Here is a 17877-nt window from a genome sequence, read left to right as displayed (position 1 = left end):
ACGGCTGCCTGAGGTCAGCACGGTGCTGGTCGCGCCACATCCACTGGTGACCCAGGGCCTTCACTACTTTACGGAAGGAGGACGAGCGGCCCCACGGTCAGCGGGCACTGGGCCGGTCGGTGTGACGAACACCGGTTCCCTCGGCGGTTCACCCGCGGACACGCCCACCGCGGCCACGTATCCGCCAGGGAGCCGGAAGGCTCTGAACCGCGCCGCGGCATAGGGGGTGCTCGCGACCAGCGGGAAGCGGGCGCCCGGGCACTCGAAGGCGATGCTCCGCAGGCCCGCGCGCAGACCCTCGCCGGTCAGTTTGGCCGCCGCCTCCTTCAGCACCCACATCGCCGCCCGGCGCTCCTCGTCCTGCGGCACCGCGTCCAGGGCCGCCCGCTCGCCAGGTCCGAGGAAGGCGTCGTCGGGCAGCCGGGTCACGCGCGCCACCTGCTCCGTGTCGACTCCGACCCGGGCCCCCGCAGCCGCGGCCGCCAGCGCGTACCGGCCGCTGTGCGCGATGCTCAGCGACAGCTGCGGCCTGCCCACCACATACGGCTGCCCGCCGAGGCGCTGCCCGGTGCACAGGGTCGTCCACGGCACCCCGACGATCCGTGCGGCCGCCCGGCGGGCCAGCCACCGCCCGATCAGCGAGCGGGTCCGGTCCGCGGCCAGCCGTTTCCGCAGGACGTGTTCGCGTTCGGCCGGCGCCAGCACCTCGGACACGGTGCGCGCGAGGTCCTCGGTGCCCGGGGAGCGCAGATCGTGCGCGAGGAGCAGCACGCGGGGCGGGGCGGCGACCGGGGTCATGTGCCCTCCAGGCCCAGCCGTCCGAGGTGCGCGGACGCCGTGGCGGCGCTTCGGCCCTCGTCCGCCGCCTCCTGCGGACCGGGGGCCGTGTGGTGCAGCGCTCCGGGAGCGAAGATGCTCAGGGCCATCAGCAGCGGGTGGTCGGCGTCCTCGGCCATCCCGGCGATCGTGTCCACCAGGGCGCTCATCGGGCACCCTCCGACCGCTCGGCCCTGCGCCACACGAGGACGCGCCGCTGCGGACGCGCGTCCACCTCCCGGGTGGCGCGGACGGTGAGGACGTCCCCGTCGAGCTCGGCGTCCCGCGACTGCTCGATGCCGATCCAGTCGGGGCGCGACGAGATCCGGATGCGGTGCACGACCTTCCCGTCCTGTGCCCGCCACTCGCCCGCGTACCCCATGTACGAAGGTCCCGGTGCCGAAGCCGGTGCGGTGGGCATCATGCTCACCGAGACGTGGCCGTCGGGCGTGTAGATCAGCATGCCCGAGGGGGACGGCCCCAGCGGGCCCTCGCCCACGGGTCGCCCGTCCTCGTCCACGTCGTGGAAGGCGTCCAGATGCCACACTCCGACGATGTCCTGCGTCATGTCCGGTCCTGCTTTCCTCGCGTGAGTCCGATCGGGTCGTCCGTGCGGTCGGGGGCGGGCGGTCCGGGGGAGCCCGCCGGCGGTGTCAGGCACTGTCGGAGGACAGCAGCGCGGAGCTCCGTTCCGACTCCCGCCACTGCAGGCACTCCTCCGCGAAGCCGAGGGCTCTGAGGTGGTAGGCGCGGGCCGTCCAGCCGAGGCTGATGTTGTGGCCGGCGTCGGGCTGATGGTCCGTCACCACGCGGGGCGCCGAGCTCAGCCGGGACCGAAGCCGGGCGACCGCCTGCTGGTCGTGCTGCCACCAGGCCTCGTGCTCGGCGAAGGTGAACCGGACCGGCACCCGGATCCGCTCGGCGAACCCCGCGAACTCCTGCGTCCAGCGGACGGCGTCCGCGAGCTCCCGCGGCGGAATCGAGGCGACGACGCTGCCGCTGGCCCGGAACGTCCCCGGCGGATACAGCCGCAGCGGCCCCCAGTTGAGCCGCCAGCTCCGTCGCCCGTGCGTGTCCCCGGCGCTCAACGGCACCGCGTACTCGCCGCCGCAGCCGGAGATGTCGAGGCCGAGCAGTTCCGGGACCATGCCGTCCGCGGCGATCCGCAGCGCCGGCTTGCCGCCGAAGGAGTGGGCGAGGAGGAAGATGCCGCTGCCCGTGTCGAACCGCGCCGTCAGGAAGCGCAGGGCCGCGCTGAGCGTCGCCGCCTGTTCCGCGATCCCCTGCCCCTGGGGCAGCTGCCGGGCCGACAGGCCGTAGCCCGGTCGGTCCACGGCCACCGCCGCGAATCCGAGGCTCGTGGCGAGGTCGAGGAACGACGTGTCGGGGTGGGACGGCCCGTGGAAGTACGAGGAGCTCATCCCGGCTCCGTGCAGGGCGACGACCATCGCCCTGCACGGAGCCTGTGACGGGAGGGCGAGCAACCCGGACAGGGTGATGCCGTCCGCGTCGAGGGTGATGCCGCGCACGCCCGCCGTGGCGGCCGGCTGTGCCACCGTCATGGACGGTCGCCCCCGGCGCGCTCCTCGGCGAACGCCTTGGCGAGGCCCAGGGTCGCCATGCTGTTGGTGCTGAGCGCCGTGCGGACGTAGTCGATCGCGTCCTGCACGGTCGCGTCCGCGCCCAGGACCTTCGCGATGTTGTCGGTGTCGACCGTGAACGTGTGCTGCGAGGAGGCCGTCACGCCGTCCTCGGTCGGCGTGATGGTCCAGCGGCCGGTGTGCAGCGTGATCAGGGCGGGCAGCGTGACCTGCTTGTAGGCGATCCGGTGGTGCGGCAGGCACACGCGGTACGACTTCGTGGTGTGCGAGGTGCCGTCCTTGGACAAGGTGTCCATCTCGAGCGTCTGCAGCCCCGGTGCCGGTTCCTCCAGCCGCACCGCGAGGACGTGCGGCAGGCGATCGGTCCACAGGTCCGCACGGTCGATGAAGTCGTACACGTCCCGGGCGGCGCCCCTGATCGTGACCGTGTCCTCGAAGGAGCAGGTCAGCGCGTCGGCAGCGCCGTCGGACTCGGCTGTCACCTTCAGCGACTCGAGCTCGGAGCGGGAGTTGCGGTCCACGACGTCGTCGAGCCAGGCGAGGCTGTCGTCGTCGACCGCCTGGTAGTCGTGGTCGAGGCGCACCAGCGCGTCGCCGGAGGGGAGCGCCTCGATGTGCCAGGTGCCGCCCATCGCCGCCACCGGGGGCGTACTGACCTCCTGCCGGAAGCGGATGCGGAGGTTCTCCGGGTCGAGGGTCCGGCGCGACGTCCAGTTCTTGACGGTGTCGCCGGCCGTCGCCCAGATGCGGATGCGCTCCTCGCGTTCGCCGCGCTCCACCTGGTCGACGTGGATGTTCGGGGGGAAGAGACGGGGCCAGTCCTCGGCATGCGCGAGCATGCGGTAGACGGTTTCGGCCGGGGCCGAGATCTTGATCTCGTGACTGGACTCGTGCAGCTCCGACGGCATGGTGGACTCCTTCGCGCTCGGTAGGTGGTCAGAAGTTGCCGAGGCCGCCGCAGACGTTCAGGGCCTGGGCGGTGATGGACGCCGCCGTGTCGGTCATCAGGTAACCGACCAGGCCCGCCACTTCCGCGGCGGTGGAGTAGCGGCCCAGCGGGATCTTGGCCTGGAACTTCTCCAGGATCGCCGCCTCCGAGGCCCCGGACAGGCGGGAGTAGTTCCGCCGTACGTGCTCCGCCATCGGGGTCTCGACATAGCCCGGGCAGACGGCGTTGACCGTGATGCCGGTGGGAGCCAGTTCGTTGCCCAGCGCCTTGGTGAAACCGACGACGCCGTGCTTGGACGCGGAGTACGGGGCACCCAGGACGACGCCCTGCTTGCCGGCCGTGGAGGCGATGTTGATGACGCGCCCCCAGTCCTTGTGCCGCAGCCCGCCCGTGGTCAGCACCTCGCGGGTCAGGCGGAAGACGCTGTTGAGGTTGGTGTCGACGATGTCGTCCCACAGTTCGTCGGAGATGTCGGCCGTGACTCCACCGCCCGGTATCCCCGCGTTGTTGACGAGCGCGTCGACCGTGCCGAACCGCTCCACGGCCGCCTGGACGAATCCGCGGATCGAGTCCACGGACCGCACGTCCAGGACGACCCCGTCCACGTCGAGCTGCTCCTCCTGGAGCTGCTTGACGGTCGTGACGACCTTGTCCTCGGTGCGGGACCCTATGAAAACCCGGTGCCCCTGCCCGGCCAGCAGCCGGGTGACGGCCAGACCGATGCCGCTGGTGGCACCCGTCACCAGGACGACCCGGCTCTTCTGCTCTGTCATGTCCCCTCTTTCCCTGCGAGTTTCGCTGTGGTCTCGAGCTGCGGTGTCGAGCTGTGGTGCGGAGCTGCGCCGGCACGCTGCGGCGCCGCTCCGCGGTGGCGTGGTCAGGCGGCCTGAGCGAGCAGGTGGGAGGAGATGGCGTCGAGGAGGGCGCGGGGCGTGTTCGCCTCCCCCACGACGGTCTCGTCCAGCTCGATGCCGTACTCGCGCTCGACGCGGCTGGCGGTCTCCAGCAGGGCGAGCGAGTCGTAGCCGATGTCGGCGAAGTCGGCGTCGAGGATGTCCCCTTCGAGGCCGGTGCCGTCGGGGGCGCCGGAGCCTTCGAGGAGGATCCGCTTGAGGTCGTCGAGCGTGAAGGTGCGGGACATGGGGAGCCTTCCTTCTTGTTGCTGCTTGTTCCTGCTACGGCTGGATCGGGGGTGCGGTGGGGTTTTGCGGCGGCGCGCTCAGCGGCGCACGACCATGGCCGAGTTGAAGCCGCCGTGGCCCCGGGCGAGGACGAGCGCGGTGCGCAGGCGGGCGGCGCGGGGCTGGGAGACGACCAGGTCGAGGCCGTGGCGTTCGGCCGGCTCGGTGTGGACCGTCGGCGGGATGGTGTCCTCGCCCAGGGCCAGGAAGGCCGTGGCGAGATCGAGCGCCGCGCCCCCGGCGTACAGCCGTCCCGTCATCGTCTTCGGCGCGGTGACCGGTACGCCGTGCGGCCCGAAGACCTCGACGATCGCCTCTGCTTCGACGCGGTCGAGCTCCGGCTCGGCCGCCGCGTCGGCGAACACCACGTCCACGTCGGCGGCGGTCACGGCCGCATCCGCGAGGGCAAGCTCCACGGCCTTGCGCAGGCCGGGTTCGCGTCCGTCGAAGGTGGCGGCGTACCCGGCGATCTCGCCGTACACCCTGGCGCCGCGGGCCCTCGCGGAGTCACCCGACTCCATGATGAGCAGGGCGCCGCCCTCACCGGCCACATGGCCGGCGGCCCGGTCGTCGAAGGGCAGGTAGGCGTGGGTCGGCTCCTCGGCGGTGCTGAGGCGGCCGCTGGTGTGCAGTCCGGCCCACCCCCAGGAGCACAGCAGCGCGTCCACGGCGCCGGCGACGACCAGGGAGGTGCCCTTGCGGATCTGGCGCCGGGCCTGGGCCACCGCGTCCAGTCCGCCGGCCTGGTCGGTGACGACCACGCCGCTGGGGCCCTTCATGCCGTTGCGGATGGAGATCTGGCCGGTGTTGACCGCGTAGAACCAGGCGAACGACTGGTACGCGCTGACGTACTGGCTGCCCTTGCTCCACAGGTTCTTCAGCTCGTGCTGGCTGAACGCGAACCCGCCCGCCGAACTCGCGGTGCTCACGCCCATGCTGAACTCGGGCAGTTCGGCCGGCCGCACGCCGGCGTCGGCGAGCGCCCAGTCCGCCGCGACGAGGGAGAGCCGGGTGACCCGGTCGGTCTGGGGCATCAGCCTGCTGGGCAGCTGTCCCTCGGCCGTGAAGTCGCCGATCTCGCCGGCGAGCCGCGCCGGGTACCCGGAGGCGTCGAAACTGGTGAGCGGGCCGATGCCGCTCTTGCCGGCGAGGGTGGCGTTCCAGAAGTCCTGGCCACCGAGTCCGTTGGGCGCCGCCACACCCAGGCCGGTCACCACCGCTGAGGCCGTCACGCCGCACTCCTTTCGGGCTGGGCCAGCACCATGGCGCTCTGGAACCCGCCGAAGCCGCTGCCGACCGTTAGGACGGCGTCAACGAGCTGATCGCGGGCGGTGAGCGGCACGTAGTCCAGGTCGCACTGGGGGTCGGGGGTGTGCAGGTTCGCCGTGGGCGGTACGACGTTGTTCCGGATCGCGAGGATCGACGCGGCGATCTCGATGGAGCCGATCGCGCCCAGCGAGTGCCCCACCATGGACTTGATGGAGCTCACCGGTGTGCGGTACGCGTGATCGCCCAGGCTGCGCTTGAACGCGGCGGTCTCGTGGCGGTCGTTCTGCTTGGTCCCCGAGCCGTGCGCGTTGATGTAGTCGATGTCCGTGGGGTTCATCCGGGCCTCGTCGAGGGCGACGGTGATCGCCTCGGCCATCTCCACGCCGTCGGCGCGCAGGCCCGTCATGTGGTACGCGTTGCTTCGGGTGGCGTATCCCGCGATCTCCGCGTAGACACGGGCGCCTCGGCGCCGCGCGCTCCCGAGTTCCTCGAGGACGAACACCGCGGCGCCCTCGCCGAGCACGAACCCGTTGCGGGTGCCGTCGAAGGGCCGGGAGGCGTGCTCCGGCTCGTCGTTGCGTGGCGTGGTGGCCTTGATGGCGTCGAAACAGGCGAGGGTGATGGGCGAGATCGGCGCATCGGTGGCGCCGGCGACCACGACGTCGGCCGTGCCCTCGCGGATCAGCTCGGCGGCATAACCGACCGAGTCGAGCCCGGAGGTGCAGCCCGCCGACACGACGCTGCTCGGCCCCTGCGCGCCGACGGCGCGGGCGACCTCGGCCGCGAAGGAACTCGGCACGAAGTAGTTGTAGAAGTGCGGGTCGGCGTAGGTGTGGTCGACCAGGTCGAGGCGGCCGTCGTCGCTGACGATCCGGTAGTCCTCGTCGAGGCTCATGGTGGAGCCGACGGCGGTACCGACCGTGACGCCGATCCGGTAGGGGTCGAGCCCGTCGAGGGCGAGGCCGCTGTCGGCGACGGCGCCGCGCGCGGCGACCACCGCGAACTGGGCGGCCCGGTCCATCCGCCGGATCTCCTGCGGGGTCAGGCCGTGCGCGTACGGGTCGAAGTCGACCTCGGCGGCCACGCGGGAGCGGAACGGTGAGGGGTCGAAGAAGGTGATGCCCCGGGTCGCGGTGCGTCCCTCGGTGAGCAGCTCCCAGAACTTCCGGGCGCCGACCCCGCCGGGGGCGAGGACCTCGACGCCGGTGATGACGACTCGTCGCGCGCTCACTCCGCCGCCTCCCAGTGGTAGAAGCGGGTGGCGATCTGGTCGGCCGTGGAGCGCCAGCGCTCGGGGGCGTACTTCTTCACCAGCGGGTCCAGGTCCGCGCAGATCTTCACGAAGCGCGGGTCGGCCTCCTTCCAGGCCTGGTCGATCACGGCGGTGCCGTTCTCGCTCGGGAAGTCCTGGATGTGGAAGTAGACGCCCTGGTACGAGAACAGCTGGCGGCGCCGGGTGCCCATCCGGTACGGGAAGTCCGTGGCGTCCAGTTCGCCGAAGAGCCGGGCCACCTCGGGGACGACCTCGTCGGCGACCCGGTTCACGATCACCGTGCTGTGGAGGCCGGTTTCCTTGTCGACCGGCGGCTCGCCCTCCCAGTGGTAGAAAGCGACGGCACGGTCGTCGGCCACGGTCGGGTTGTAGGCCGTGACCAGCGGTGCCAGCCGCTCGCGGAGTCCGGCCACCCGGAATTCCTTCGCCGTTTCGTCGGCCGCCGCGCCGGCGTTCTCTCCGGTGAAGTCCTGAATATGGACGAGGACGTCGTAGTAGGCGTACAGCTGCCGACGCTTCAGCCCGGATATCCGGGGCGCAGTGACCGCATCGAAGTCGGCGAAGATCTCTGCTATCTCCTTGCTGCAATCCCCGTCCAGTCTGCCCACGCTCACCACAGTGAACATGTCGTGCCTCCCGTTCTGTCCGGCGCATCGGATTACGCAATGAACTATTCACCAGAGCTCGGCGCACTCTCAACTCAATCCACTTCATAACTTCTACATTTCCAATGGAGGGAACAGTCAGGTCTCCGCACGCCCAACTCAGCTTTACGTCAGGGAAAGGTCAGACGGGCAGCTCAGGGCATGAAAAGGCCGCCGCCGCAGCTGGGAGAGCTGCGGCGGCGGCCGGTGAATTCTTTTCTTTCTTTTTTCTCTCTCTTTACGACATCATGGGTACGCCCCGCCCGATGCGGAAGCCGACGCCGCGCACGGTCAGAATCCAGGATTTTCCGCCGAGTTTCTGGCGGATACTGCTGACGTGCGTGTCGATCGTGCGGCGGGACCAGGAGTTCTCCCAGACCTGGCGCATGATGTGCTCGCGCGAGACGACACTGTCGGGATTCACCGCGAGCAGGTGGAGCAGGTCGAATTCCTTGCGGCTCATCGGGATCACCCGGTTGTCCAGCCGCACTTCGCGAGTGAGCGTGTCGATCCGCAACGGGCCGTGCTCGATGACGTGATCGCCCTGCCGGCGTGGTGTCGCCCGTCGCATCACCGCGTCTATCCGGGCCATGAGTTCCCGGAATCCGTACGGCTGGACCACGTAGTCGTCGGCCCCGGCCTGGAGGGCCAGCACACAGTCCAACTCGGACGAGCGGTCCGTGATGACGATGATCGGGATGTCGCAGCTGACCCGGATCGCCCGGCACACCTCCAGCCCGTCGATGTCGGGAAGGTCGGGACCCAGCAGCACCACGTCCGCCTGGTCGTAGACATCGAGCGCCTTGGCACCCGTGTCGACGCAGGTCACCTGGTGCACGTGCCGGCCCAGTGCCTGTCTGAGCAGTTCCTGCTGCCGCTGCTCGCTCTCGACGAGGAGCACCTGCCAGGTGTCGAAGGCCGGGAACGAGACCGGGAGGGGCCGCGTCGGCAGTACGCCGACTCCTCCGCGGTACCGCTGCCGATCGGCCCCGCCGGCAGCAACCGTGAGTATGTCACTTTCCGATATCTCAGTACGCTTTTCCATCCATCTACCCCCATGATCATGGATGTGCGACAGGAGACGTCCTGATCTTCTTCTCGTAGAAGTCGACCAGGATTTGCCGGTCGGAACTCACGGCGGCTCCATTGCCGACCGCGGCGAACCAGGCAGGTACTCCGAGGTGCTGGTAAGAGCTTTCTTACCTATCGTTCGAAACGGGCTCCGTCAGGAATTCCGCCCGTCACGCTAACACGCGGGCATCCGAGCCGGAAGACCGTCGATCATGACGTATCGAATGCCACAGAGAAGCCTGCCGCGTGGCTGAATTCATTCGGTGTGGCGTGATTTAACGCGTCCAATACCGCACCGTAACGAGAAGGTGCATTCGCTGCGGCGGGCAGGGCCCCCTCGGGCCGGGCCCCTTATGGGGGGCGTCATTCCTCCGCGTGCCGTACCGCCCGCTCGGGCAGCCACCGGGTGCACAGCGCGGCGCCCGCGACGAGCGCGAGAGCCACCAGCAGAGCCGCCGAGGTCGCCGCCGTGAACGCCGACGCCCCCTCTCCGCGCCGCCCGTTCAGGACGGAGAAGAAGACCGTGCCGAGGACGGAGGCACCGAGCGCGTTGCCCACCTGCTGGGCGGAGGTCAGGGTGCCCGATGCGGAACCGGTCTCCCTCTCGTCGACGCCCGAGAGCACGATGTCGAAGAACGGCGCGATGGCGAGCCCGGAACCGACACCGAGCACCGCGAGGGCGGGCGAGAGCCACCAGGCGTTCACCGGGTCGTCCTGCACGGCGATCGTGCCCAGCGCGGCCAGCAGACCGACGGCGGTGGCGGTGAACCCGATGAACATGGTCCGTCGCGCCATACCGAGCGCCTGGGAGAACCCGAACCCGAGCAGCATGCCCGCAGCCTGCGCGATCGTGGCGAGGCCCGCCTTCAGCGGGCTCATCCCGAGACCGAGCTGGAAGAAGAGGCCGAACAGCAGCGCCCCGCCCATCATGACGCTGAAGAAGAGGATGCCGATGAACAGCCCGGAGACGAAGGCCTTCTTCCTGAACAGTGAGGGAAGGACGAGCGTCGGCAGGCCCTTGTCCGCCCGGTGGTACTGGTGGCGGACGAATCCGGCGAGAGTGCCGATGCCGGCGGCCAGCAGCAGGAACGCCCACCAGGGCCAGCCAAGCTCACGCCCCTGCACGAGCGGGAAGATCACGGCGGCCATCCCGGCCGCGGCGATCACCGCCCCCACCAGGTCGATCTCGAGGTCCCGCTGACGCTGCGACCTGGGCAGCAGGACGAGCCCGGCCACCAGGGCCAGAACACCGACCGGGACGTTGACGGCGAAGATCATCCGCCAGCCCCAGCCGAAGTAGTCCGCGTCGACCAGCCAGCCCGCCACGATCGGCCCGGCCACACCGGACAACGCCATCACGGGCCCGGTCACCCCGAAGGCCATGCCGACCTTGTCCGGCGGGAAGAGACTCCTGATGATGCCCAGCGCCTGCGGCACCATCAGCGCACCGAGCAGGCCCTGCAGGACCCGGGCGGTGATCAGGGTCTCCGGGTTGGTCGCCACCGCCGAGACCAGCGAGGTCACGGTGAAGCCGGCCAGGCCGGTCAGGAAGAGGTTCTTGCGCCCGTACTTGTCGCCGAGCCGCCCGCCGATGAGCAGTCCCGCGGCCATGGCGATGGTGTAGCCGGCCGCGAGCCACTGGATGAACTCCTGCGAGCCGCCCATGTCACGCGTGATCGTCGGTCCGGCGATGGTCGTGACCAAGGAGTCGAGCAGATCCATGACCTCGCCGACGAGGATGATGCCGACGGCCGCCCATGCGCGCCTGGCAGAGAACGCAGGACCGTCCGGCAAGGCCACGGCCTGCGGCATTTCAGTGGTGGACATGCTGACCTCCTGGGGTCGGGACAGCTGACAGTGCCGCCGGCAGGGCAGCCGGTGATGCGCGATGAACGTCGTACGGCGACTGCGTATGAACGTCGTACGGTGCAAAAACACCGTTTCCTTTGGCCGAACACTTACCTGTAAACGAACACTGTTCTACGATAGAATCATGTTCGGCGTCAACCCAAATCTGAACCAACCCCGATCCGCCCCCGCGCCCTCGGGCGCCTCCTCACCGGTAAGGTCTCCGTGATGCGTCAGAAGTCGAACTCCGCCGAGGTACCCCTTCCGCCATGGGAGGTGCGCCGGAAGACCGAGGTTCCCCAGCGCGCTCCGCTCACGGCGGAGCGGATCGTCGACGCCGCGCTCGCGGTCGTCGACACGGAGGGCAGCGGCGCGGTCACCATGCGCCGGATCGCCGGCGACCTCGGCGTGGTCGCGTCCAGCCTTTACGCGCACGTACGCAACCGCGAGGAGCTGCTGCTCCTGGTGCTGGAGCGGGTGATGAAGGAGGTCGGCGTCCCGGAGGTCACCGGGCAGTGGGACGCGGACCTCAAGGCGCACTACACGAAGATGCAGCGCGTACTGTCCGCCCACGGCGACATCGCCCTCTACAACTTCGCGGCCTTCCCGCCCACCGCCATCGGCGTGGCCATCACCGAGCGGCTGCTGTCGGTGCTGCTGAACGTGGGCGTCCCCCCGAAGATCGCGGCCTGGGCCCTGCACCGGCTCACCCTGTACACGACGGCCGATGTCTACGAGGGCTGGCGCCTGGCGAACAAGGACCTGGCCGACTGGATCGATCCCGTCCGCGACTACTTCGCGTCCCTGCCCGCGGACCGGTTCCCGTCCATCGTCGGCAACGTGGACGTCATGCTGGACACCGACAGCGACGGCAGGTTCGAACTGGGCCTGGACATGCTGATCTCCGGGCTGGCGACGTTCGTCACGGACTGACCGCCCCGCCCCGGCATCCGCAGCCGCAATCCGGGACCGGCTTTTCCGTCACCGATTCCCTGCAGTTTCCCGGATTCAGAATTGACAAAGAGCTGACTCTGGTCTGACCCTGAGGGAAAATTCACCGCGCTACCGTTCATGTCATCCCCCCTCGGCATACCCAAGGGAATTGTCATGAATGAGATCGCAGCGGACGCTGCTCCGGAATTCCCCATACTCCGCACCTGCCCGTTCAGTGTTCCGGAGACGTATCGGAAACTGGACGAGGCGGGCGGCCGGGTGCACCAGGTCCGCATGTCCGACGGGCGCCGCGCCTGGCTCATCACCAAGAACGAAGACGCCCGAGCGGTGCTTTCCGATGCCCGTTTCAGTTCCGAGAAACTTCGGCCCGGATTTCCCGAACTTTCTCCGGGCGGACTCAAGGCGCTGACCTATTTCTCGCCGTTCCTCGTGAACATGGACGGACCCGAGCACTCCCAGGCCCGCCGCGCGGTCCTCGGCGAGTTCTCCGTGCGCAAGATCAACGCCATGAAGCCGCGGATCCAGCGCATCGTCGACACGGCGATCGACCGGATGCTGGAGCAGCCGGACCGGCCGGTCGACCTCGTCACGCACCTCGCGGGCCCCGTCCCCACACTGGTGCTCGAGGCGTTCCTGGGTGTTCCGGCGGACGACCTCGACGCCATCGAGCGCAACACCGAGAGGATGCTGCGCGAGGCCCGGACGGAGGACGAGCAGCGGGCCGCCGCCGAGGCCCTGCACGCCCACCTCGACAGCGTCATCGCGGCCAAGGAGGAGAATCCGGCCGACGACTTCCTCAGCCGTCAGATCGAGCGGTCCCGCCGGGAGCAGCAAGGTGCCGCCGACCGTTTCGAACTCGCCAGCCTCGTGCAGCTCCTGCAGATCGCCGGACACGCCTCCAGTGCCGCGATGATCTCGCTGTCGGTGCTCACCCTGCTGGCCAACCCGGAGCAGCTGAAAGAGCTCACCACCGATCCGGCCCGCACGCCGGCCGTGGTCGAGGAGCTCCTGCGCTTCCTGTCGATCACCGACACCGGGCCGCTCAGGCTGGCCCTGGAGGACGTGGAGATCGGCGGCGTACGCATCCGCGCGGGCGACGGGGTCATCATTCCCACCCTGCCGGCGAACCGCGACGCCGACGCCTTCCCCGACCCCGACCGCTTCGACATCCGGCGGGCCTCGGGCACCCGGCATGTCGCGTTCGGCTACGGGGCGCACCAGTGCCTCGGCCAGAACATCGTGCGCACCGAGCTCCAGGTGGTCCTCGACCGCCTCTTCCACCGCGTCCCGGACCTGCGGCTCGCCGCGGAACCCGGCGCCCTGCCCTACAAGTACTTCGGCCAGTTCTTCGGCCCCGTGGAACTTCCCGTCACCTGGTAGGAGACCAGCACGTGAGCATACGTCTCGGCTATCACATCCCGTACTTCCATCACACGGAGACGGTCACCGATCTCTTCCCCGCACTGGTCGACCAGGTGCGCGCCGCGGAGGACGCCGGGTTCGACCTGGTCACGACGATGGACCACTTCTACCAGCCGCCGCTGATCGGGCCGCCCGACGGCCCGATGCTGGAGGCGTACACCCTGCTCGGGGCGCTGGCGGCGGCCACCAGCCGTGTGCAGCTGTCGACCATGGTGACCGGCATCGGCTACCGCAATCCCGCCCTGCTGGCCAAGATGGTCACCACGCTCGACGTGATCAGCCAGGGGCGCGCCGTGCTCGGCGTCGGCGCCGGCTGGCATGAGCAGGAACACCGCGAGTACGGCTACGAGTTCGGTACCGTCGCCGAGCGTTTCGGCCGGTTCGAGGAGGCGCTCGGTGTCGTCGTCCCGATGCTGCGCGGGGCGCGGCCGCGAGTCGAGGGGCGCTGGTTCCGCGCCGAGGGTGCCATCAACGAGCCTCGGCTCCGGGAGGACCTGCCGCTGCTGATCGGAGGCGGGGGCGAGAAGAAGACGTTCGCCTTCGCCGCCCGGCACGCCGACCACCTCAACATCATCTGCACCACTTCCGAGCTGCCGCGGAAGATGGCGGCGCTGCGGACGCGGTGCGCCGAGGCCGGCCGGGATCCGGCGACGCTGGAGACCAGCTTCGCCACGCCGCTGATCATCGACGAGGACGGCGAGCGGGCCCGCAAGCTGCTGGAGGAGGCGCTGGCCAGGTCGGGCGTGGACGTGTCGGAACTGACGGACTCCGAGCGGGCCGCGGCGAGCGACCGGTTCTTCGTCGGCACCCCGGCCGAGGTCACCGAGCAGCTCCAGGAACGGGTGCTGTGCCACGGCATCGACGGGCTCATGGCCAACATGCTCGTCAACGCGCACGATCCGGACGCCATCGCACTGGCCGGGCGCACGCTGGCCCCGCTGGTCGGGCTCGCGCCGGAGACGGGGACGACGACATGAACACGGCCGGATCGCAGCGCTTCACCGGAGGCGATGTACTGATGCAACAGCTGAGGATCGACCCCCCGGTGCAGCTGCTCTGGCGGGTGCAGGGCCGGCCGGCTCCCGAAGCGTTGCGGAAATTCCACGCCAACCTGGCCCAAGGCCCGCTGAACCGGCGGATGCGGACGGCCCGGCTGCCGCTGGCCCGTCCGGTCTGGGAGCGGCACACCGACTGCTCCGCCCTGCGTGTCTCGCCTCGGACCATCGCCCCGGAGGAGGTGATGGACTGGGCCGACGCCGCCTGCCGGGTCGATCTCGACGCCCACGCGGGCCGCGGCTGGGTGCTGAGCGCGGCGCACATCGGCGACGGCACCTCCGTGGTGTCCCTGGTGGGTTCGCACGCGCTGACCGACGGCCAGGGTCTCATCGGCGCGGCCACACTCGCCGCCCGGGAGACCGCTCGACAGTGGCGCTCCGGGCAGCCGTCGCTGGTCGACGACCTCACCGACGTGGTGACGGAAGGCGTGTGGACGTACTCCCGGCTGGCGCTCTCCCGGCTGCGCGGCAAGGTCGCCGACGCACCCGCCACCGCGGCCCGGATGCTGCTCGGCCGTTCCCGGCAGGAAGAGGCCCCGGCGCCCGTCCGCTCCCGGCTCGCCTTCACCGTGACGGCCGCCGACGCCGAGCGGGTGGCGGAGAGCGGCGGGGGCAGCGTGACGGGACTGATGCTCGCCATGACCGCGAACATCCTGCGCGCCGCGCGGGGCACCACCGAGTCGGGCGGGCCGTTCACGGTCGGGCTGCCCGTGAGCTTCCGGCGGCCGGACGATCTGGAGTCCTCCAACATGGTCGGGATCGCCACGCTGCGGCTGGCCGGCCTGCGCGGGCGTTACACCGACCTGGCCCACATCCGCCGGCTGAGCAAGGCGGTGTACGCCGAGGTGGTCGGCCGGCACCTCACGGGCTATCCGCAGACCGACGCCGCGCTGTCCAACGCCGGCGAGATGCTGCCAGAGGCCAGGGACGTCTTCGGCCCGGCCCTGGGTGTCCTCTTCCGCACGGTCTCGGGCGCCGGGGGGCCTCCCGGCCGGATGAACTGTTTCGTCCTCAGGGCCGGCGGGACGGTGTCCATCGGCTTCCAGTCCGCCGGCGTCTCGGTCGGACACGGGCTGGTCGAGGCGGAGCTCGACGCGTGGGGCCTCGCCCCGACCCACAGCTGGTGACCCATCTGCCGCGAGCCGCGGAACAGCGCGGCGCGCGGTAGACGCGGTCGCGCCCCAGCGTCCTCGCAGGCCCACGGGAGAACGTGACCAACTTCCGACGGCCTGCGGAGAACGATGTACTTGTGGAAGAACGTCGTTCACTGATAGAACGTTGTTCGGAACCGGAAGGCAGAGAGGAACCCGTAATGGACGCTGACGTGATCGTGGTGGGCGCCGGACCCACCGGTCTGACGCTGGCCCACGAGCTGGCCCTCGCCGGCGCACACGTGGCCCTGCTCGACAAGGGCCCCGGCCGGACCGGCGAGAGCCGGGCCCTGAACCTCCACCCCCGCACCGCGGAGATGCTGGCCTTGCGCGGCATGCTCGACGGCGCGGAGGAGCAGGCCAGGGCCCGCTTGGAGACCACCCACTTCGCGCACCTGCCCGTGCCGCTGACGCTGGACGGCTGGAACTCCCGCTACCCGTACCAGGTGGCCATTCCGCAGGCCGAGGTCGAGAGCGTGCTGGAGGAGCACCTCGCCTCACTCGGAGTTCGGGTCCAGTGGAACTCGGAGGTCACCGGCATCGAGCAGGACGAGGAGCGGGTCCGCGTCCGGACCGGCGGGAAGTGGATCGAGGCACGCTATCTGGCGGGCTGCGACGGTGGCCGCAGCTTCGTCCGCAAGCACCTCGGGGTCGAGTTCCCCGGGCTGGACGCGCGGTGGTTCGGCACCGTCTCCGACGTCGTGCTGGGCATCGCCGGTGAGGGGATCGCGACCACCTGGGACACCAAGGGTTCCCCCCGGATGCGTCCTGACGGGTCGTTCGCGAACATCTTCCCGATCGGCACGGAGTCGGACAACGTCTACCGGATCTTCTACAGCATCGCCGACCAGGTGATCGACGACCAGCGCGCGAAGGTGCCGGAGGACGAGGTCATCGCCGCGATCCAGGAGTTCTACGGCTCGGACACCGAGGTCAAGGAGGTGCGCTGGGCCTCCCGGTTCAGCGACGCCTCACGCCTCGCGGAGCAGTACCGCGTCGGACGGTCCTTCCTCGCCGGCGATGCCGCGCACGTCCACCTGCCGCTCGGCGGACAGGGACTCAACACCGGCGTCCAGGACGCGATGAACCTGGGCTGGAAACTGGCCGCCGAGATCGCCGGCTGGGCCCCCGAAGGGCTGCTCGACACCTACCACGGTGAACGACACCCGGTGGGCGCCGCCGTCCTCACGAACACCCGGGCCCAGGTCGCCCTCGGTCAGAAGGGCATCGAGCACGAGGCGCTGAGGGAGATCTTCGCCCAGCTGATCAAGCTGCCGGAGGCCAACCGCCTGCTCGGCGGGGCGATCTCCGGCCTCTCCATCCGCTATGACCTCGGGAGCGACGAGCCCGTCGGCACCCGGCTCACCGACTTCGCCCTGCCGGACGGCCGCTGGGCCAGCGAACTGTTCCACCAAGGGCACGGCGTCCTGCTGACCACGCGGACGGCACTCGTCGCCGAGGCGGCGCCCTGGACGGGCCGGGTGGACGCCGTGGAGGTACCGGAGCTCCCCGGCCTCGGCGCCGAGGCCGTGCTGGTGCGCCCCGACGGCTACATCTGCTGGGTGTCCGGCACGCCGCTCACGGAAGCACTCCACCGCTGGTTCGGCGCTGCCCGGACCTGACCCACGGCCGGCCTCGGCGCCGGCCGTGTACGCCCCGTTTCCTCCAGCGCCTCATTTCCTCCAGCGCCTCATTTCCCCCACGTAGGAGTCCACCTCATGACCATTCTGGTGACCGGCGCGACCGGCAACGTCGGCCGCAACGTCGTCGAGCTGCTGCTCGCGGCCGGTGCCCCGGTGCGGGCCACCTCCCGGAACCCGAAGACCGCCGAACTGCCCGCGGGCGTCGACGTGCGCGCCGGGGACCTGGACGACCCCGGTTCGTTCGGGGACGCGCTGTCGGGCGTGGAGAAGCTCTTCCTGTTCCCCAACCCGTCCGGCGTCGCCGGCTTCCTGCACCTCGCCAGGGCCTGCGGGGTCAAGCACGTGGTGCTGCTGTCGTCCGCCGCGGTGAGCGAGCCCGGTGAGACCGCCGGTCCGATCGGGCTCATGCACCTGTCGGTCGAACGGGCGGTGGAGGACAGCGGTCTCGCCCGGACGGTGCTGCGGCCGGGCGCCTTCGCGAGCAATGTGCTGCAGTGGGCCCCCGCGATCCGCGAGGGCGGTGAGGTCCGCGTCCCGTACGCCGAGAGCACGGTCTCCCCGATCCACGAGCGGGACATAGCGGCGGTCGCCGTCCAGGCCCTGCTGACCGACGGACACGAGGGCGCGACCTACGAGCTCACCGGCCCGGAGTCGATGACGCAGCGCCGGCAGGTCGAGCTGATCGCGGCGGCGATCGGTCGTCCGGTCACCGTCGTCGACCTGGTCGGCGATGCCGCTCGGGCCCAACTGGAAGATCAGTACGGCGCGTTCGGAGTGCCCGGCCTCGTCGACTCCGTCCTCGGCACGTACAGGGCCTCGGTCGGCACCGCAGCCCCGGTGACGGACACGGTCGCCCGGGTCACCGGCCGCCCGGCGACGGCTTTCGCCGACTGGGCGCTGGAGCACCGTACTGCGTTCACCGCTGCCTGACGGCAGACCTCCCACATGAAGGAGCCGACCCAGGACGGGTACGGCTCCTTCTCCGCTGCCCGCGCGTGCC

Annotated in this window: 18 protein-coding genes; 6 read left to right on the top strand and 12 right to left on the bottom strand. The window is 70.2% G+C overall.

Features of this window, described 5'->3' with window-relative positions:
• Nucleotides 1-63: 63 nt before the first annotated feature.
• The 12 genes from ACH4G3_RS35330 to ACH4G3_RS35275 all read right to left on the bottom strand — a co-directional run bounded on the left by ACH4G3_RS35330 (nucleotide 64) and on the right by ACH4G3_RS35275 (nucleotide 10631).
• The gene (locus tag ACH4G3_RS35330; RefSeq protein WP_397628304.1) at nucleotides 64-798 is read right to left on the bottom strand and encodes a 4'-phosphopantetheinyl transferase family protein; all 735 of its coding nucleotides are present in this window, start codon (nucleotides 796-798) and stop codon (nucleotides 64-66) included.
• Nucleotides 795-986, bottom strand: a complete 192-nt coding sequence (locus ACH4G3_RS35325; RefSeq protein ID WP_397628303.1) for a hypothetical protein — start codon at nucleotides 984-986, stop codon at nucleotides 795-797. The genes ACH4G3_RS35330 and ACH4G3_RS35325 overlap by 4 nt, the downstream gene beginning before the upstream one ends.
• Nucleotides 983-1384: a lipocalin-like domain-containing protein gene (locus tag ACH4G3_RS35320; RefSeq protein ID WP_397628302.1), complete on the bottom strand. Its 402-nt coding sequence runs from the start codon at nucleotides 1382-1384 to the stop codon at nucleotides 983-985. The genes ACH4G3_RS35325 and ACH4G3_RS35320 overlap by 4 nt, the downstream gene beginning before the upstream one ends.
• An 85-nt stretch (nucleotides 1385-1469) precedes the next feature.
• On the bottom strand, nucleotides 1470-2378 hold the full coding sequence (locus ACH4G3_RS35315) for an alpha/beta hydrolase (RefSeq protein WP_397628301.1): 909 nt from the start codon (nucleotides 2376-2378) through the stop codon (nucleotides 1470-1472).
• A complete protein-coding gene (locus tag ACH4G3_RS35310; protein WP_397628300.1) occupies nucleotides 2375-3325 on the bottom strand; it encodes an aromatase/cyclase in 951 nt (316 codons plus the stop codon). Before ACH4G3_RS35310 ends, ACH4G3_RS35315 begins: the two co-directional genes overlap by 4 nt.
• A gap of 28 nt (nucleotides 3326-3353) precedes the next feature.
• Nucleotides 3354-4139, bottom strand: a complete 786-nt coding sequence (locus ACH4G3_RS35305; protein WP_020275098.1) for an SDR family NAD(P)-dependent oxidoreductase — start codon at nucleotides 4137-4139, stop codon at nucleotides 3354-3356.
• A 104-nt stretch (nucleotides 4140-4243) separates the two neighbouring features.
• Nucleotides 4244-4507, bottom strand: a complete 264-nt coding sequence (locus ACH4G3_RS35300) for an acyl carrier protein (RefSeq protein ID WP_354741699.1) — start codon at nucleotides 4505-4507, stop codon at nucleotides 4244-4246.
• 78 nt (nucleotides 4508-4585) lie between these two features.
• Complete coding sequence (locus tag ACH4G3_RS35295) at nucleotides 4586-5779, bottom strand: ketosynthase chain-length factor (RefSeq protein WP_397628299.1); 1194 nt, start codon at nucleotides 5777-5779, stop codon at nucleotides 4586-4588.
• The gene (locus tag ACH4G3_RS35290) at nucleotides 5776-7047 is read right to left on the bottom strand and encodes a beta-ketoacyl-[acyl-carrier-protein] synthase family protein (protein ID WP_397628298.1); all 1272 of its coding nucleotides are present in this window, start codon (nucleotides 7045-7047) and stop codon (nucleotides 5776-5778) included. Before ACH4G3_RS35290 ends, ACH4G3_RS35295 begins: the two co-directional genes overlap by 4 nt.
• Nucleotides 7044-7715 (bottom strand): TcmI family type II polyketide cyclase, encoded by a 672-nt coding sequence (locus ACH4G3_RS35285; protein ID WP_397628297.1) that lies wholly within the window; start codon nucleotides 7713-7715, stop codon nucleotides 7044-7046. Before ACH4G3_RS35285 ends, ACH4G3_RS35290 begins: the two co-directional genes overlap by 4 nt.
• 256 nt (nucleotides 7716-7971) lie before the next feature.
• Nucleotides 7972-8778: a response regulator transcription factor gene (locus tag ACH4G3_RS35280; protein ID WP_397628296.1), complete on the bottom strand. Its 807-nt coding sequence runs from the start codon at nucleotides 8776-8778 to the stop codon at nucleotides 7972-7974.
• 389 nt (nucleotides 8779-9167) lie between these two features.
• Nucleotides 9168-10631 carry an MFS transporter gene (locus ACH4G3_RS35275; protein ID WP_397628295.1) on the bottom strand — a complete coding sequence of 488 codons (1464 nt, stop codon included), beginning with the start codon at nucleotides 10629-10631 and terminating at the stop codon, nucleotides 9168-9170.
• A gap of 249 nt (nucleotides 10632-10880) precedes the next feature.
• Here ACH4G3_RS35275 and ACH4G3_RS35270 point away from each other — a divergent pair, with 249 nt between their 5' ends.
• From ACH4G3_RS35270 to ACH4G3_RS35245, 6 genes are all read left to right on the top strand, one after another.
• A complete protein-coding gene (locus ACH4G3_RS35270; RefSeq protein WP_037671485.1) occupies nucleotides 10881-11585 on the top strand; it encodes a TetR/AcrR family transcriptional regulator in 705 nt (234 codons plus the stop codon).
• A gap of 174 nt (nucleotides 11586-11759) precedes the next feature.
• Entirely contained in the window at nucleotides 11760-12986 is a 1227-nt protein-coding gene (locus ACH4G3_RS35265; RefSeq protein ID WP_397628294.1) for a cytochrome P450, read from the top strand.
• An 11-nt stretch (nucleotides 12987-12997) separates the two neighbouring features.
• Nucleotides 12998-14005, top strand: coding sequence for an LLM class F420-dependent oxidoreductase (locus tag ACH4G3_RS35260; RefSeq protein WP_397628293.1), 1008 nt, complete (start codon nucleotides 12998-13000; stop codon nucleotides 14003-14005).
• Nucleotides 14002-15210: a hypothetical protein gene (locus ACH4G3_RS35255; protein WP_397628292.1), complete on the top strand. Its 1209-nt coding sequence runs from the start codon at nucleotides 14002-14004 to the stop codon at nucleotides 15208-15210. The genes ACH4G3_RS35260 and ACH4G3_RS35255 overlap by 4 nt, the downstream gene beginning before the upstream one ends.
• 185 nt (nucleotides 15211-15395) lie before the next feature.
• On the top strand, nucleotides 15396-16856 hold the full coding sequence (locus ACH4G3_RS35250; RefSeq protein WP_397628291.1) for an FAD-dependent oxidoreductase: 1461 nt from the start codon (nucleotides 15396-15398) through the stop codon (nucleotides 16854-16856).
• A gap of 96 nt (nucleotides 16857-16952) precedes the next feature.
• On the top strand, nucleotides 16953-17807 hold the full coding sequence (locus ACH4G3_RS35245; protein ID WP_397628290.1) for an NmrA family NAD(P)-binding protein: 855 nt from the start codon (nucleotides 16953-16955) through the stop codon (nucleotides 17805-17807).
• Nucleotides 17808-17877: the final 70 nt, after the last annotated feature.

Origin of the sequence: Streptomyces afghaniensis (assembly GCF_044327915.1) — a bacterium.
Lineage (GTDB): Bacteria > Actinomycetota > Actinomycetes > Streptomycetales > Streptomycetaceae > Streptomyces > Streptomyces afghaniensis.
This window is presented reverse-complemented; position numbering and strand designations above follow the sequence as displayed.